This is a genomic window from Rhodococcus mengyinensis (assembly GCF_048381435.1).
Classification (GTDB): Bacteria; Actinomycetota; Actinomycetes; order Mycobacteriales; family Mycobacteriaceae; genus Rhodococcus_F; species Rhodococcus_F opacus_D.
Genome location: NZ_JBLWIT010000148.1, coordinates 289,617 through 304,724 on the forward strand (window position 1 = coordinate 289,617; position 15,108 = coordinate 304,724).

Annotated in this window: 12 protein-coding genes; 4 read left to right on the forward strand and 8 right to left on the reverse strand. The window is 68.4% G+C overall.

The features are described 5' to 3' along the window. The first annotated feature begins 6 nt into the window (after positions 1-6). Complete coding sequence (paaI, locus tag ACNJ7E_RS39550; RefSeq protein ID WP_418342382.1) at positions 7-420, forward strand: hydroxyphenylacetyl-CoA thioesterase PaaI; 414 nt, start codon at positions 7-9, stop codon at positions 418-420. Between the two features lie 98 nt (positions 421-518). On the opposite strand, the gene ACNJ7E_RS39555 is transcribed toward paaI, so the two are convergent. The 4 genes from ACNJ7E_RS39555 to ACNJ7E_RS39570 all read right to left on the reverse strand — a co-directional run bounded on the left by ACNJ7E_RS39555 (position 519) and on the right by ACNJ7E_RS39570 (position 8,154). Beyond that, a complete protein-coding gene (locus ACNJ7E_RS39555) occupies positions 519-1,355 on the reverse strand; it encodes a Vgb family protein (RefSeq protein ID WP_418342383.1) in 837 nt (278 codons plus the stop codon). A 49-nt stretch (positions 1,356-1,404) separates the two neighbouring features. Beyond that, the gene (locus tag ACNJ7E_RS39560; RefSeq protein ID WP_418342384.1) at positions 1,405-5,883 is read right to left on the reverse strand and encodes an AAA domain-containing protein; all 4,479 of its coding nucleotides are present in this window, start codon (positions 5,881-5,883) and stop codon (positions 1,405-1,407) included. Between the two features lie 335 nt (positions 5,884-6,218). After that, positions 6,219-6,971 (reverse strand): GntR family transcriptional regulator, encoded by a 753-nt coding sequence (locus ACNJ7E_RS39565; RefSeq protein WP_005250759.1) that lies wholly within the window; start codon positions 6,969-6,971, stop codon positions 6,219-6,221. A 31-nt stretch (positions 6,972-7,002) separates the two neighbouring features. Then, positions 7,003-8,154 (reverse strand): acyl-CoA dehydrogenase family protein, encoded by a 1,152-nt coding sequence (locus tag ACNJ7E_RS39570; protein ID WP_418342385.1) that lies wholly within the window; start codon positions 8,152-8,154, stop codon positions 7,003-7,005. 180 nt (positions 8,155-8,334) lie between these two features. On the opposite strand from ACNJ7E_RS39570, the gene ACNJ7E_RS39575 reads away from it, so the two are divergent. From ACNJ7E_RS39575 to ACNJ7E_RS39585, 3 genes are read left to right on the forward strand one after another with little or no spacing between them, the layout of a single operon-like run. Further along, entirely contained in the window at positions 8,335-9,183 is an 849-nt protein-coding gene (locus ACNJ7E_RS39575; protein WP_418342386.1) for an HpcH/HpaI aldolase/citrate lyase family protein, read from the forward strand. Continuing rightward, positions 9,180-10,187, forward strand: coding sequence for a MaoC family dehydratase (locus ACNJ7E_RS39580; RefSeq protein ID WP_418342387.1), 1,008 nt, complete (start codon positions 9,180-9,182; stop codon positions 10,185-10,187). The genes ACNJ7E_RS39575 and ACNJ7E_RS39580 overlap by 4 nt, the downstream gene beginning before the upstream one ends. Before the next feature lie 25 nt (positions 10,188-10,212). Next, positions 10,213-11,424, forward strand: a complete 1,212-nt coding sequence (locus ACNJ7E_RS39585; RefSeq protein ID WP_418342388.1) for a CoA transferase — start codon at positions 10,213-10,215, stop codon at positions 11,422-11,424. Between the two features lie 60 nt (positions 11,425-11,484). On the opposite strand, the gene ACNJ7E_RS39590 is transcribed toward ACNJ7E_RS39585, so the two are convergent. The 4 genes from ACNJ7E_RS39590 to ACNJ7E_RS39605 all read right to left on the reverse strand — a co-directional run bounded on the left by ACNJ7E_RS39590 (position 11,485) and on the right by ACNJ7E_RS39605 (position 15,108). Continuing rightward, positions 11,485-11,955, reverse strand: coding sequence for a Rossmann-fold NAD(P)-binding domain-containing protein (locus ACNJ7E_RS39590; protein WP_418342389.1), 471 nt, complete (start codon positions 11,953-11,955; stop codon positions 11,485-11,487). 155 nt (positions 11,956-12,110) lie between these two features. Continuing rightward, positions 12,111-12,887 (reverse strand): enoyl-CoA hydratase, encoded by a 777-nt coding sequence (locus tag ACNJ7E_RS39595; protein ID WP_280781157.1) that lies wholly within the window; start codon positions 12,885-12,887, stop codon positions 12,111-12,113. Next, on the reverse strand, positions 12,884-13,951 hold the full coding sequence (locus ACNJ7E_RS39600; protein WP_418342390.1) for an enoyl-CoA hydratase/isomerase family protein: 1,068 nt from the start codon (positions 13,949-13,951) through the stop codon (positions 12,884-12,886). The genes ACNJ7E_RS39595 and ACNJ7E_RS39600 overlap by 4 nt, the downstream gene beginning before the upstream one ends. A gap of 5 nt (positions 13,952-13,956) precedes the next feature. Continuing rightward, positions 13,957-15,108 carry an isobutyryl-CoA dehydrogenase gene (locus tag ACNJ7E_RS39605; protein ID WP_280781155.1) on the reverse strand — a complete coding sequence of 384 codons (1,152 nt, stop codon included), beginning with the start codon at positions 15,106-15,108 and terminating at the stop codon, positions 13,957-13,959.

A 15,108-nucleotide genomic window follows, 5' to 3' on the forward strand; every position in this document is an offset into this window, starting at 1 on the left:
AGAACCATGACTGTCGACGCGTCCGCGGAATGCGGTATCGCGCGGAAGATGTTCGAGGCCGACAACGCGTCCCAGGCGCTCGGCATCGAGATCCTCGAGCTCAGCCCCGGTCACGCGGTCGCGTCGATGGTCGTGGGTGAGACCATGGTCAACGGCCACGGCATCACCCACGGCGGGTTCGTGTTCACCCTCGCCGACACCGCATTCGCGATGGCGTGCAACGGGTACGACTCTCCCGCCGTCGCCGCCCGCGCCGACATCCGGTTCCTGACTGCCACCCGCCTCGGCGACACCCTCGTCGCCGAGGCCGTGGAACGGGCCCGCTTCGGGCGCAACGGCATCTACGACGTCACCGTCCGGCGCGGCGAAGACGTCATCGCCGAGTTCCGCGGCGACAGTCGTGCGCAGCCGCGCCCGTGAGCATGTGCGCTCCGCACCTGTGAGTACTTGTTAACCACGGGACGTTAATAAGTACTCACGGGCCGCAGGCACGCGACAAGTCCGATCTCCAGCGCGACTCAGACTGCACCGTCCGGTCCCACGGCGATCCCGTGCGGCTCCGAAGACGGTGTCGGCAGGTCGTATTCGGTGATGTCGCCGTCCGGCCCGATGTGTCCGATGCGGTTTGCGCCCCATTCGGTGAACCAGCAACCGCCGTCGGGGTCGGCGACGACGGCGTGAGGTCGGGCCGAGCGGTCCAGGAGTGCGAACTCGTCGATCCGGCCGTGGACGGAGATCCGGCCGATCTGCCCGGCGCCGATCTCGACGAACCACAGCGCGTCGTCGGTCCCGCGGGTGATCCCCACCGGCCCGGCGGCGGGCGTGGGCAGAGAATGCACCGCGACATTGCCGTCGAGATCGATACGGCCGATCGCGTTCGCCTGGTTGAGGGTGAACCACAGTGCGTCGTCCGGACCCAGCGTGATCGCCGAAGGGAACCCACCGTCCGTGGGCAGAGGAAACTCGGTGATCTGCCCGTCAGTGGTGATCCGCCCGATCCGGTCGGCATTCGTCTCGGTGAACCACAGGGCACCGTCCGGGCCGGCGACGATCCCGAACGGACCGCTGTCCGGGGTCGGGATCGGGAAGGAATCGATCGCTCCGTTCGACGTCATCCGCCCGATCCGGTGGTCGCGGAATCGTGTGAACCACAAGGCGCCGTCCGGGCCCGGCGTGATGATGGTGGGCCCGCACTCCGCGGTGTCGAGCGGATACGTCGCGACTTCGCCGTCGACGGTGAGGCGCGCGATCCGACCGGCGTGGACGAGCGTCACCCACAAGGCCTGGTCGGGCCCGGCCGTGATCGCGTACGGCCCCGACTTCTCGTCGGAGACGGCGAACTCCTGGATTCTCATGCGCTCCGCACCTGTGAGTACTTGTTAACCGCGGGACGTTAATAAGTACTCACGGGCGCGAAGCGCCTATGGGGGCCGCGTGCTTTCCGCGCTCGGACGCGGCGGCGTCGCGCGCTGCCCGCTCGGCGGCGGCCGCCTCGATGGCGATCGCGTGATCCACCGCGTGCGGGGCGATGCCCAGGTTGTCCAGAGTCTCCCACAGACTCGACAGGGCAGCCTTCGGGTCGAGGTAGTACTCCGACTCGCGGACGCGCCAGAACGTCCAGCCGCACCGTTTGAGTTCCTGCTCGCGTTCGAGGTCCGCGATCCGCTGTTCCGGGGTGGTCGAGAACGCGTCGCCGTCGCATTCGACGGCGAGTCTCATGGTGCCGCCGGTGACGACGAGGTCGATGCGCCGATTGTTCACCTCGACTTGCGAATTGACGTGGTAGCCGCGTTCGGCGATGTCGTTGAACACCCGCTGCTCGAGCAGATTGTCGAACGGCGGGATCCGGACGTCGCGGTCGACGTCCTGCGGCATGGGGTCGGCCGGCGCCGGCGACGTCGACATCATGTAGCTGAGCAGGGAGTTCCGCAGGTCGGCCCGCTTCAGTTCGTCGACGGTCACGGAGTGGAACAGCCACAGCTGGTCCTGCGCCCGTGACGCCGCGACGTTGAACCGCCGCTTGTACTGGTTCGCTGTCAGCGGTGCGAAGTTCTGCTCGGGTCCCACGACCATCGACAGGAAGACGACGCTTCGTTCGTCGCCCTGGAAGTCGGGCGGCGTCCCGACCCGCAGTCGCCGCTGTTCCCACTGTTCGATGCCGATGCGTTTGACGAGTTCGGTCCGGATGGCGTCGACCTGGGACTGCCCCTGCAACACGACGATTCCGAACGTCTTGCCGTCGTAGCGGGGGTCGACGAGGCATTCGATGAGCTGGTCGACGAGGGCGGCGGCCTCGACGTGGTTGGTGAGTGTCGCGTCCTTGCCTGACACGGTGGCCTCGGATACGTACGTATGTTTCAGCGGCGGAAGCCGGTCCGCGCCGAACTGCCGCACCGGGACCAGCGGCAGTTCGCCGTAGAATTGGGTGCTCGACCAGTTGATGATCTCGGGCATCGAGCGGAAGTGCTCGCGGAGCCGGACCACCTGACCGAAGCTGGTGCGCAGGATCGAGAACAGGCTCGATCGCGGCGTGAGCGTGGCCTGGACGTACTCCGGAAGGTCCGGCAGGTAGGCGTCGAGCCGCGTGAACACGTCGTCGAGGGTGCCGGTGGTGGGGATGTCGGCGGGTGCGCACTGCTTGTCGTCGCCGACGACGATCACCCGCGGCGCCAGCCACAGCAGGAACAGGTTGGTGATGTCGGCCTGGCTCGCCTCGTCGACGATGACGACGTCGAAGCTGCCCGGCACGGGCGGGATCGACGCGAGCACCTGCTGCAGCGGCATCACCCACGCGGGCACCGCGCCCTGCGCCTCGCCCATCGCGGATCGTGCTGCGCTGCGGTACTTCTCGGCGTACTTCCCGGCGCCGGCGCCGATGCTGGAGATGTGCTCGCGGTACGTCTGCAGCGCCCGCACCTGATCTGCCGTCAGGTGTTCGAGGCAGTCGCGCCAGGCGGTGGCCGCCGCGAGCCGCGCCGTCAGGTGCGCGAGATCCGCGTCGACGGCGTTGAGTTCGGCTTCCAGGTCCTGCTCACGACCGGCACGGTGCTGCTCGGTGACCCATTGGCGGGCACGGCGCCACGCCCAGGCCTCCGACATCTGCCAGCTCATCTCGTCCCACTCGGTGAGCGCCGCCGTCCTGCGCACCAGTTCGTACAGCGCCGGGGCGACGGGTGAGAGTTTGTCGGACAGTTCGTCGAACAGCCGCTGATCCTGCTGCTCGACGCGGGCGATCGCGTACCGGGAGAGGGCATCCGACAGGGCCTCGTTGTCGGCCTGATCGAGTGCCGCCACCAGGGCGGTGCCTTCCGGCGACGGTCCCGCGTCGACCTCGGTGGAGACTGCCGAGACGATGGCGTCGAGTTCCGCACGGGCACTGTCCACGTCGGCGCGCGTGGTGATCGCTTCTGCGGCCCCGGCCACCGCGACGGCGTCCGCAAGAGTGCGGATCCGCGGCGCGTTCGGGGACAGCGCGAACAGTTCGCGGGCCAGCGCGTCGCGCGCGACGAGGAGGGTGCGCACCCGGGCCACCCGGCCGACGATCATGTTGAGGCTGTCGACCTGGACGGCACGGGAACCGTTCATGTCCACCGGAATCCGAAGGTCCGCCAGCAGGGTGGCGGCGGTCTGCGCGGCGTCGTGGGCGCGCAGGTGCTCGGTCACGAGCCGCACGGTGGCGGCGGTCGTGGCGGGTACACCGTCGACGGTGGCGTCGAGGCCGAGTTCTTCGACGGCCTTCTGCTCGTCGCTGCGACGGAAGCGCGTCTTCCACTCGACGGCGCCGGATTCCATCGCGACGGCGAGCGCACCGATCGCCTGCAGGGCCGGTCGGGTCATGACGGCGCACTGGACGTCGTGCGCACCGATGTAGCGGTCGGCGGCCGCGGCCGCCTCGACGATCGCGGGCAGGGCATCGAGACGACCCCACAGGTGCGTCGCCCGGCCGGAGAGGACGGTGTCGGCGAGGCCCTGGAACTGGCCGTCGAGGTCGAGGACGTCGTGTGCCCGCGCCTGCAATTCCTTGCAATGCCGGCGAACCGTGTACGCCGTCTCGGGGTCGACGCCCCCGAGGACCTCGAGCAGATGAGCCGACTGCGGGGTGTCGATGGGGACGCTGGTCGAGGCCCGCGAGCAGAGCCGTTCGAGTTCGGCCCGGTTGGGCAACAGCGAGTCGAGCGCGGGAAGCGTCTGACGGGACCGCTGCGCCCGTTCGGGGGATGCGGTCACCGACAGCCGGCGCAGCGTCTCGACCTCGGTGCCAGTGAGGGGCGGCTGTTCGCTCAGCAGCGGACCGGGAAGCCACTCGAAGGCGTCCTGCAGACCCATGACCTTGCGGACGATGGTGGCGGCGGTGCCCTCGTAGCCGTCCGCGACAGCGTCGTGGAGGTAGGTCTCGGACTCGCGCAGCGCCTTCACCTGCTCGAGCACGACGGCCCGCTTCTGCACGGCCTCGTCCCGCTGGGCGCGGAGATCGGCGATCTTCTGGCCCTCGCTGTGCGGGTTGAACGACGACTTCCGCTCGGCGATCGTCGCGACGCTGCGGGTGAGCTCGTCGGAGCCGCCGCGGGACAGATCGGTGATGGAGACGCACAGTTCCTGCATCTCGGGCGGGAGCTTGTCCCTCAGCACCCGGAGCGCCTGCGCCTTCTCGCTCGTGACGAGCACCCGCTGGCCGCGCGCGAGCAGCGCCGACACCAGGTTGGCGATGGTGTGGGTCTTGCCCGTGCCGGGCGGCCCTTCGACCACCACTCCGCTGTCCCCGCCGAGCCGCTCGATGATCTGCGACTGCTCCGCGTTGGCCGGGAGCGGGAAGAGCGGGTCTTCGGCGAGCGTCGACGAGGTGGCGGCGCCGGTGCGCTCGAGCCACGACAGCCGGTCTGCCGGTTCGATCGCCTCGACCAGCTGCGCGAGCCCGAGCGGAACGGTCGCGCCGTCGCGTTCGAGGTGGGAGATCATCTGCTCGTAGTACTCGACCAGCGCGAAGGCACTGCGCTTGCGCAGGACCAGGGCGGGCGACAGCGTGAGGGTGCCGTCGGCGTCGGCGTCGGGTGGCCGGAGGCCGTCCCGCATCGTGACAGTCGTCATCAGCGACTTCGGCGCCCACTCCGCGAGCAGGGCGCGAACGCCGTCGCTCAGCGGCGACACGGTGGTGTCCTGCAGTTGCTTCTGCAGCGGCATCGCGTGCGCGCTGTCGTAGACGTCGAGTCCGGTGAACAGCTGGGAGTCTTCGAGCCGGGGCTGGGAGCCCGCGATCAGCCGCACCAGCAGGTCGCCGGTCCGGGGATCGCGGTGGATGCTCGCCGACTGGGTGACCAGGTGGGTCTGGACGCCGTCCGGGCCTGCGCCCGCCAGGGTCAGCAGACCGGACGCGACGACGAGTTCGATCGACTCGGGTCGGGCGTTCAGCTCCTGCAGCATCCGCTGCAGCGACTGGTACAGATCGGCGTGCGGACGACGCTCACGGTCTGCCTTCGCCCACGCCTGCCAGCGCGGCACGTACGCGTCGAACGCCTGCCGGACGTCGTACGCGCGGCGCACGTCGTATTCCTCGTCGGAGTCCTCGGCGTAGGCGTCGGACGCGTTCAGTTCGAGATCGGAACGCGAGCTGTCGGAGCGGGCCGCAGCGTCCACCCAGCCGGCCAGGACCGTGGGCAGTTCCGGCGGATCCTCGACGCCGATGAGGGGCACGCGCAGGACGATATCGCCCTGCGCGGCGTCGGAATCGAGTTGGATCGTCCGGCCGTCCTGATGCAGCCATTCAACCTGTTCGTGCTGGTCGACGCGGAGAACCGGCTTCGTGCGAGCCCTGACGATCTCGCGCAGGAACTGCAGCAGGCGCTGGACGCGGCCTGCGAGCTCGGCGTCGTTTTCGGGACTCGACAATGTAAACCTCTGCGAATTCTCGGTGATGACGTGCGCTTGCCCCCGCCGTGCACACTATCGGGTCGAGGGGGTGAAGTTCGAGGCGTCATCCCCTGGCAGAGGGACTGGACGGTCGCTCGAGGTGTCGATCGGACCTCGATGCGCACCGGTCGGTCTCTACTGTTCACCCGTGCCGGCGGTGAAGTCCCCGGTCTGCTTGCGCATCGGTTCGTTCGCCTCGAACACATCGCGGAGTTCGGGACGGAACGGCGCAGTGCCGGGATGTGGGCATGGAAACGTCGGTCGAGCGCGAGGACGGCGGCGGCAGACGCCGATCCCGACGAGGACGCGGACGGTCAGCGTCCGCCGCGTCGCAGGGTCACGCGGTAGGTGTAGTGCTCGGGCAGGAAGTAGCTGACCGCCAACTCGACGGTCCGCCCCTCCGAATCGGAATAGAGACGGTCCACCCGCAGCATCGAATGTCCCTCGGGGCAGCCGAGTTCGCGGGCCACGTCCGCGGGGGCGGGCGCCACCGTGATCGATTGGGCCGCCTCGATGATGGGGCTGCGCAGGTGCGGCTCCAGCAGGCCGATGATCGTGTACGCGCTGACGGCGCCCTCGGACATCTCGGGTGCGTCGACGACGAGCCGGGCGATCTCGTCGGGAAGGTACACGGTGGTCAGCACGAACGGGGTGTCGTCGTGGCGGCGCCGGAACACGACCGTGTGGACGAGGTCGGTGTCGAGGCGGAGCCTGCTCGCGGCCTCGATGTCGACCCGGCGGCGCAGCGGGGAGACCACCTCCATGGTGGTGTCGGTGGACAGATTCATCAGATCCTCGATCGACCCCAGCTGACGCAGGTATCGGCCGTCGGACTCGGCTGCGAACGTCCCGCGGCCCGGGACCCGGTAGACGATGCCCTCGGCTACCAGGTCCTGGAATGCGCGTCGTACGGTCTGCCGGCTCACGCCGTGCTGTTCCGCGAGCTCGAATTCGGTAGGGAGCTTGAGGCCGCCGCGGTACTTGCCCGCGGCTATGTGTTCACGGAGCTGCTTCGACACCAGCTGGTACGCCGGCTCCGTCTCTCGTTCTCTTTCCCTACCGTTCATCGCGCACCGATCCTACGTGCAGGTTGCCGGACTACAGACCGCCTCGCGACACGAGTTGCGAGACGATGACGTTGCGCTGGATCTCGTTGGTGCCCTCACCGACGATCATCAACGGGGCGTCCCGGAAGTACCGCTCGACGTCGTACTCGGTGGAATAGCCGTAGCCGCCGTGGATGCGCACCGCGTTCAGGGCGATGTCCATCGCCACCTCCGACGCGTACAGCTTCGCCATCCCGGCCTCCATGTCGCACCGATCACCGCTGTCGTACTGCTCGGCCGCATGCCAGGTCAGCTGCCGGGCCGCGGTCAGCTTGGTCGCCATGTCGGCGAGGTAGTTGCCGATCGACTGGTGCTTCCAGATCGGCTTGCCGAAGCTCTCCCGCTGCTGTGCGTAGGCGAGGGAGTCCTCGAGCGCGGCCGTGGCCACACCCAGGGCCCGGCAGGCCACCTGGATGCGGCCGGTCTCGAGGCCCTTCATCATCTGCGCGAACCCCTTGCCCGGGGTGCCGCCGAGGATCGCGTCCGACGAGATCCGGTAGTTGTCGAACGACAGCTCACAGGTTTCGACGCCCTTGTAGCCGAGCTTGGGCAGATCCCGTGACACCGTCAGACCGGGACCATGCTCGACCAGGACGATCGAGATGCCCTTGTGCTTGGGGGACGCGGCCGGATCGGTCTTGCACAGCAGCGCGATCAGCCCGGACCGGCGGGCATTGGAGATCCACGTCTTCGACCCGGTGATCACCAGATCGTCGCCGTCGGTCTTGGCGTTGGTGGACATCGCCTGCAGATCCGACCCGCCGCCGGGCTCGGTCAGCGCCATCGTGGCCCGGATCTCACCGGTCGCCATCTTCGGCAGGTACTGCCGCTTCTGCTCCTCGGTGCCGTACAGCGACAGCAGTTTCGCCACGACGGTGTGCCCGCCCATCGCCCCGGCCAGGCTCATCCACCCGCGGGCCAGTTCCTGGGTCACCTGCGCGTAGCAGGGCATCGACACCGGTGATCCGCCGTACTCCTCCGGAACCGCCAGACCGTAGATCCCGATCTGCTTCATCTGCTCGATCCACTTCTCGGGGTACTCGTTGGCGTGCTCCACCGCCTGCACCGTCGGCTTCACGTCGCGGTCGACGAAGGCGCGCACCGTCTCGACCAGGTACGCCTCTTCCTCGTTCAGCTTGCCCATCACTCCACCTCGCACTCGCACAACATTTGTACGGCCATAATCCGACAATGTCTGCTTAAAGTCAACGATCGGTCTTGACATGACGGCTACGCCGCTGCCAGCATCAGCAGCGCAGCCCTACCGGGCTGGCCGTACATATCCAGCCCGAACCGGGCTCCCGGACCCTAGGAATGAAGCATCGTGCAGAACCTCACCCGCAGGCGCGCCGTTCTGGTGGCCCCCGGATCCGACGAACGCAAGGCCGTCAAGGCGCTCGCGTCGACCGCCGACGAGGTGGTCCTCGACCTCGAGGACGCCGTCGCCCCGGCCAGGAAGGCCGACGCCCGCGACCTCGTGCGCCGTCTCGTGCGCGAGTCCGACGGCTCCCGGACCGTCTCGGTCCGCATCAACGCACTGACCACACCGTGGGCCGAGGACGACCTCGCCCTGTGCGCTTCCCTCGGCGCCGCTCTCACGAGCATCGTGCTCCCCAAGGCGGAGACGGCGCAGGATCTGGCGCACGCCGATCAGGCTCTCGCCGGCACCGACATCGGGTTGCAGGCGCTCGTCGAAACTCCGGTCGGGGTGCAGAACATCGGCGACATCACCCGGTCCGTCGCCCGGCTCGAGTCCGTCATCATCGGCTACGCCGATCTCGGGGCGGCCCTCGGCCGTTCCCGATCCGCTCTCCCCGAGCACTGGCTCGCGATCCAGGAAGGCGTCCTCGTCGCCGCCCGCGCCGCAGGCATCCAGGCGATCGACGGACCCTTCCTCGGTATCGCCGACGACGACGCCTTCCGCCACTCGGCCGCATGGACCAGCGCACTCGGGTTCGACGGGAAATGGGTCATCCACCCCGCCCAGGTCGAATCAGCCGCTTCGGCGTTCACCCCCACCGACACCGCAGTCGAGGACGCGCGCCGCGTGATCGACGCACTCGCCGCCGCCGAGGCCGCGGGCAGCGGGGCCGCGCAACTCGACGGGCAGATGCTCGACGAGGCCGTCGCGGTGGCCGCACGTCGGGTCCTCGCCCAGGTAGGTGCGCAGTGACGATCACGCAGACCTACGTCGGTGGACCGTACTTCGACGAACTCGAGGTGGGGCAGGTGTTCGACACCGCCCCCGCCGTCACCCTGACCAGCGGCCTCGCCGCCGCCCATCAGGCCATCCTCGGCGACCGCCTGCGGCTGCCCCTCGACGCGCACCTGTCCCGGACCGTCACCGGATCCGGGGACGCCGTGGCGAATCCCGGCCTCGTCTGCGACGTCGCCATCGGACAGTCCACGCTCGCCACGCATCACGTGAAGGCCAACCTGTTCTACCGCGGCCTCCGCTTCCATCACTTCCCGCACCTCGGCGAGACCCTGTACACCCGCACCGAAGTGGTGGGCCTGCGCGAGAATTCGGCGAAGCCCGGACGCAAACCCACCGGGCTGGCGGCACTCCGCATGACGTCGACGGACCAGGACGGCCGCACCGTCCTCGACTTCTACCGCTGCGCCATGCTCCCGCTGAGCGAGAACCCCGACGAGGACCGCGTCCGCAAGTCCGACGACCTGTCCGCGATCGGTCCGCAGACCGAGCAGTCCTACGCCGCACCCGAGGGCTGGGACCTCGACCGTTACCGAGACAAGGTTCCCGGACAGCACTTCTCGACCGACCTCGCCGGGTCGGTCCTGCGGAGCAGCGGCGACGTGGTCTCGAGCGCCCCCGAACTGGCGCGCCTCACCCTCAACATCGCGGCCACCCATCACGACGAACGGGTCGGCGCGGACGGGCGGCTCGTCTACGGCGGACACACTATCGGCATCGCGCTCGGGCAGGCCACGCGCGCGCTGCCCAACCTCGTCACGGTCCTGGGCTGGAAGTCCTGCGACCACACCGGTCCCGTCCACGAGGGTGACACCCTCACCAGCGAACTCGAGATCGAGAGCGCCGAGGCGTTGCCGGGCGGTGGGGGAGTTCTGCATCTGCGTTCACTCGTGTTCGCGCACAACGCCGCAGCGTCCGACGTTCCCGTCCTCGACTGGCGTTTCACCGCCCTCATGGCCTGACCTCCACCATCAAGGAGCTTCTCTCGTGACTGCCCACACTCCCCTTGCCGGACTTCGGATCGTCGAGGTCTCCAGCTTCGTCGCGTCGCCCCTGTGCGGGCTGACGCTGTCTCAACTGGGGGCCGAGGTGATCCGGGTCGACCCCATCGGCGGCTCCGCCTGCTACAAGCGCTGGCCGGTCACGAGTGACGGTGAGAGCATCTACTGGACCGGTCTCAACCGCGGCAAGCGGTCCGTGGCCGTCGACATGCGCAGCCCCGAGGGGCAGCAGCTCGTCCAGCAACTGGTCGCGGCCCCCGGTGCGGGTGGCGGAATTCTCGTCACCAACTCCGGTGGTCGTGACTGGCTCGCCCACGACGCGCTCAAGGCCCTGCGCCCCGACGTCATCACCCTCGAAGTCCTCGGTGGCACCGACGGTTCCCCCGCCGTCGACTACACCGTCAACGCGGGGCTCGGTTTCCCCTCCATCACCGGTCCCACCGATAATGCCGGCGTCGTCAACCACGTCCTGCCGGCGTGGGACGTGGTGTGTGGGCTGTATGCCGCGCTGGCCGTCGCGGCCGCCGTCCGGCACCGCGACGCCACCGGCGAGGGCACCCACATCCGCCTGCCGCTCGAGGACGTCGCGCTCGCCACCGCCGGCACGCTGGGCTACCTCACCGAAGTCCAGATCAACGGCACCGGCAGGCCGGCGACCGGAAACTCCGTCTACGGCACGTACGGAACGGATTTCACCACCAGCGACGGCGAACGGTTCATGATCGTCGCCCTCACCCCGCGCCACTTCCGTGACCTGGTCGCCGTCACCGGAACCACGGCCGCCGTGGAGGCACTCGCCACCGCACTCGACGTCGACTTCGCGCGCGACACCGATCGCTTCACCCACCGCGACGTCCTCACCGCCCTGTTCGCCCGCTGGTTCCGCGAACACACCGCAACCGAAGTGGCCGAGGCGCTCTCGAAGACGTCCGTCCTCGCCGAGCGCTATCGCACCTTCGAGGAAGTCGTGAAGTCCGGGGAGCTCGAGAAGAACCCGATGTTCGCCCCCCTCGATCAACCGCGCATCGGCACCTACCTCGCCTCCGGGCATCCGGCGTCGTTCGACGGCCACCACAGCACCGTCGCACCCGCCTCCGCAGTCGGCGACGACACCGGCAGCGTGCTCCGGGACCTCCTCGGCAGCTCCGACTCCGACATCGCCAAACTCCTCGACAGCGGCATCGTCGGGGGGAAGTAACGCCTCGACGACGCGACGCTGCGAAAGCGTGGTTCCGCAGCGTCGCTCGTGAGACTGGCGTCAGCCGAGTTCGTACACCTGGCCGGTGTGAATTCCGTGCACTGATTTGACGAAGGCACGTGCTACGTCGGCGACGAAGGGCAGCCCCCGGAGAACCAGTTCGATCTGCCCGAGCAGTTTGTCGTCGAAGCCGTGCCGGAAGTCGGCCGAGGTGGTGTCGCCGAACGACGGCAACGGGGTGACGCCCGCGACGCTCACCACGGCGTCGACGGTGCCGACTCGGTCGTACATGCGGTCGATCGACCGTCGGTCGCGCAGGTCCACGTCGAGAGCGCTGGACCGCGACGCGACGATCACCTCGTTCTGCGAGTTCAGCGCGTCGGCGACGAATGCGCCGCTCCGAGCCCGACCTGTTGCCTGCTCGAAGAGCCGGCGACGGTCCTCGATCTGGCGGCACGTGAACAGCTTCCGACATCGCTTGACGATGTGCGCGCCCAGGACCCCGACCGCGCCGGCATTCTCGTTACTCATCGTCTCGCGGAGATTCCAACTACGGCCACACCTGCCGTTCTCGTGCGGGAGGGTGTCATAGTCGCGCACACGGTACCCGAAACCGTGGACTGACTGGGCGCACAGAGGTGGGCCGACCGCTCGGGCAGCCCACCCTCCACCAGCGTCTGTGGGGACTAGTGGTGTGTGAATAGTGGTGACCGCTTTTCCACGAACGCGGCCATGCCTTCCTTCTGGTCTTCGGTGGCGAAGGTGGAGTGGAATACCCGCCGTTCGAAGCGGATCCCTTCGGTGAGGGTGGTCTCGAAGGAGCGGTTGACCGCTTCCTTCGCCATCATCGCGACGGGCAGTGACATCTCGGCGACAGTGGTGGCGGTCTGCAGTGCTTCGTCGAACAAGTTTGCGGCAGGAACGATCCGGGACACCAGGCCGGCGCGTTCAGCCTCCTCGGCGGCCATGGTGCGACCGGTCAGGCACAGTTCCATGGCCTTCGCCTTGCCGATGGCGCGGGTGAGTCGCTGTGAGCCGCCGATGCCGGGGATGACGCCGAGCTTGATCTCGGGCTGACCGAACTTGGCGGTGTCGGCGGCGAGGAGGATGTCGCACATCATTGCCAGCTCGCAGCCGCCGCCGAGGGCGTATCCCGCGACTGCGGCGATGATGGGTTTGCGTGCGGCGGCGATGCGGTCGCCGATGGAGAAGAAGTCGTCCAGGTAGACGTCCATGTACGACTTGGTTTGCATTTCTTTGATGTCGGCGCCGGCGGCGAACGCGCGGTCGGAGCCGGTGATGAGGATGGCACCGATGTCGCTGTCGGTGTCGAGTTCTTCGACGGCGGTGACGAGTTCGCGTAGAAGCTGGGTGTTCAACGCGTTGAGTGCTTTCGGGCGGTTGAGGGTGATGATCCCGACCCGGCCTTTGCGGTCGAGGAGGATGGTGTCGTAGTCGGTCACTGGTTGTCTCCGGTGGTGGTGGGTGGGGTGAGGCCGAGTTCGAGGTCGCCGAGTGGGGCGAAGAACGCGTCGACCTGCGCTGGGTCGACCTCCTCGATGGTGGCGGGCGACCACTGCGGGTTGCGGTCCTTGTCCACGACCTGCGCCCGGATGCCCTCGACGAGGTCGGGCGAGCTCAGGCAGGCGACGGACACCCGGAACTCGTCGTTGAGCACTTCCTCGAGGCTGCCGGCCTGCCGTGCGCGGCGCAGCGATGTCAGGGTGACCGCGCACGCGGTCGGCGACTTCGAGCGCACCTGCTCGGCCGCCTTCTCCGCCTCGGGCACCCCACTGCCGCGCAGCCGGGCGACGATGTCGGCGACACTGTTCGCCGAGTACGCGGCGTCGATCCAGCCCTGCTGCGCCAGCAACTCCGAGACCGGAGCCGGTTCGGTGAACTGTGCGAGCGCGTCCTGAACCGACGCGGTCGACAGCGCGTCGAGGAACTGCTCGATCTTCTCCGACGGGATGAAGTGGTCGGCGAACCCGCACGCGATCGCGTCGCCGGCACTGAGCCGGGCGGTGGTCAGGGCGATGTGGGTGCCCAACTCGCCCGGGGCGCGGGCGAGCAGGTAGGTGCCCCCGACATCGGGGACGAAACCGATCCCGGTCTCGGGCATCCCGATCATCGACCGCTCGGTGACGATCCGCACGCTGCCGTGCGCCGACACCCCGACCCCACCGCCCATCACGATGCCGTCCATGATCGCCACATACGGCTTGCCGTACCCCGCGATGGCCGCGTTGAGGATGTACTCCTCGCGCCAGAACTCCCGCGAACCGGTGCCCCCGTCCTTGGCGTCGTGGTAGATCGACACGATGTCGCCGCCGGCGCACAGGCCCCGCTCACCCGCACCGGTGATCACCACCGCACGCACCTCGTCGTCGCCGGACCACCCGGCCAAGGCCGCCGCGATCTGCCGCACCATCGCATGATTGAGGGCGTTGATCGCCCTGGGCCGATTGAGCACGATCCGGCCCAGCCCGTCCCGCTTCTCGACAATTACCTCAGATTCAGAATTCACGTAGGTCACCCTGCCGTTCCACTATTTCCGACGACGCTCCGGGCGATGACCACCCGCATGATCTCGTTGCTGCCCTCGAGGATCTGATGGACCCGCAGGTCCCGGACGATCTTCTCGATTCCGTACTCGGCAAGATAGCCGTAACCGCCGTGCAGTTGCAGCGCCTTGTTGGCCACCTCGAAACCGGTGTCGGTGGCGAAGCGTTTGGCCATCGCACACAGTTCGACGACATCGGGAGCGCCGTCCTCGAGCGCGGCCGCCGCCCGCCACAGCAGGGTGCGGGCCGCCTCCAGTTCGGTGCGCATGTCGGCGAGCTGAAACTGCAGCGCCTGCGAGTCGATCAGCGGCGAACCGAACGCCTTCCGGTCCGTCAGGTAGGCGACGGCCCGCTCCAACGCGGTCTGCGCGCCGCCCACCGAGCACGCCGCGATGTTGAGCCGGCCACCGTTGAGGCCGGCCATCGCGATCCGGAAGCCACCGCCCTCGGAACCGAGCAGATTCGCCGCCGGCACCCGCACGTCCTCGAAGATCACCTGACGGGTGGGCTGGGCGTTCCAGCCCATCTTCACCTCGTTCGGCCCGAAGGACAGACCCGGCGACCCCTTGGGGACGATGAACGCCGAAATCCCCCGCGGCCCGCCCTCCCCGGTGCGGGCCATCACCACGTACACATCCGAGGTGCCGGCACCGGAGATGAACTGCTTGACCCCGTTCAGGACGTAGTCGTCGCCGTCGCGGACCGCCCGGGTACTCAGCGCCGCCGCATCCGAACCGGCACCCGGCTCGGTCAGGCAGTAACTGCCCAGCTGATCCATCGAACACAACCCCGGCACCCACGCGCGGCGCTGCTCGTCGGTGCCGAACCTGTCGATCATCCACGTGACCATGTTGTGGATGGAAATGTAGGCGGCGATCGACGGGCACCCCTTCGCGAGCTGCTCGAAGATGCGGGCGGCATCGACACGAGTGAGCTCGGATCCACCCACGTCCTCGCGGATGTAGATCCCACCCATCCCCAACGACGCCGCCTTACGCAGGACGTCCACCGGGAAATGCTTGGCCTGATCCCATTCCACGGCGTGCGGCGCGAGATGCTCGGCCGCGAAGTCGCGGGCAGTGTCGCTGATCGCCCGCTCGTCATCGGTCAAGGTGAACAT

What these genes read in the sequence shown, in the direction of transcription:
- ACNJ7E_RS39570 (WP_418342385.1), bottom strand. Translation starts at nt 8,154, where the DNA reads ATGGGCAAGCTGAACGAGGAAGAGGCGTACCTGGTCGAGACGGTGCGC.
- ACNJ7E_RS39565 (WP_005250759.1), bottom strand. Translation starts at nt 6,971, where the DNA reads ATGAACGGTAGGGAAAGAGAACGAGAGACGGAGCCGGCGTACCAGCTG.
- ACNJ7E_RS39555 (WP_418342383.1), bottom strand. Translation starts at nt 1,355, where the DNA reads ATGAGAATCCAGGAGTTCGCCGTCTCCGACGAGAAGTCGGGGCCGTAC.
- ACNJ7E_RS39590 (WP_418342389.1), bottom strand. Translation starts at nt 11,955, where the DNA reads ATGAGTAACGAGAATGCCGGCGCGGTCGGGGTCCTGGGCGCGCACATC.
- ACNJ7E_RS39605 (WP_280781155.1), bottom strand. Translation starts at nt 15,108, where the DNA reads ATGTTCACCTTGACCGATGACGAGCGGGCGATCAGCGACACTGCCCGC.
- paaI (WP_418342382.1), top strand. Translation starts at nt 7, where the DNA reads ATGACTGTCGACGCGTCCGCGGAATGCGGTATCGCGCGGAAGATGTTC.